The organism is Halomonas sp. I1 (assembly GCF_032334135.1).
GTDB lineage: Bacteria > Pseudomonadota > Gammaproteobacteria > Pseudomonadales > Halomonadaceae > Halomonas.
The window spans coordinates 2,522-3,643 of the sequence record NZ_JAVXUS010000036.1; the positions used below are offsets into that span (position 1 = coordinate 2,522).

General features: G+C 55.9%; 1 rRNA gene. It reads right to left on the reverse strand.

The features are described 5' to 3' along the window. Positions 1-2 precede the first annotated feature (2 nt). Positions 3-1,122 (reverse strand): 16S ribosomal RNA (locus tag RSO41_RS18415); the annotation flags it as partial.

The window sequence follows — 1,122 nt, forward strand, 5'->3', positions numbered from 1 at the left end:
ATTAAGGAGGTGATCCAGCCGCAGGTTCCCCTACGGCTACCTTGTTACGACTTCACCCCAGTCATGAACCACACCGTGGTGATCGCCCTCCGAAGTTAGGCTAACCACTTCTGGTGCAGTCCACTCCCATGGTGTGACGGGCGGTGTGTACAAGGCCCGGGAACGTATTCACCGTGCCATTCTGATGCACGATTACTAGCGATTCCGACTTCACGGAGTCGAGTTGCAGACTCCGATCCGGACTGAGACCGGCTTTATGAGATTAGCTCCACGTCGCCGCTTTGCAACCCACTGTACCGGCCATTGTAGCACGTGTGTAGCCCTACCCGTAAGGGCCATGATGACTTGACGTCGTCCCCACCTTCCTCCGGTTTGTCACCGGCAGTCTCCCTAGAGTTCCCGACCGAATCGCTGGCAAATAGGGACAAGGGTTGCGCTCGTTACGGGACTTAACCCAACATTTCACAACACGAGCTGACGACAGCCATGCAGCACCTGTCTGTGCGCTCCCGAAGGCACCAAGGTATCTCTACCAAGTTCGCACGATGTCAAGGGTAGGTAAGGTTCTTCGCGTTGCATCGAATTAAACCACATGCTCCACCGCTTGTGCGGGCCCCCGTCAATTCATTTGAGTTTTAACCTTGCGGCCGTACTCCCCAGGCGGTCGACTTAGTGCGTTAACTGCGCCACAAAGGTCTCGAGGACCCCAACGGCTAGTCGACATCGTTTACGGCGTGGACTACCAGGGTATCTAATCCTGTTTGCTACCCACGCTTTCGTACCTCAGCGTCAGTGTCAGTCCAGAAGGCCGCCTTCGCCACTGGTATTCCTCCCGATCTCTACGCATTTCACCGCTACACCGGGAATTCTACCTTCCTCTCCTGCACTCTAGCCTGACAGTTCCGGATGCCGTTCCCAGGTTGAGCCCGGGGCTTTCACAACCGGCTTACCAAGCCGCCTACGCACGCTTTACGCCCAGTAATTCCGATTAACGCTCGCACCCTCCGTATTACCGCGGCTGCTGGCACGGAGTTAGCCGGTGCTTCTTCTGTGAGTGATGTCGTCCTTGCCGGGTATTAACCGACAAGCTTTCTTCCTCACTGAAAGTGCTTTACAACCCGA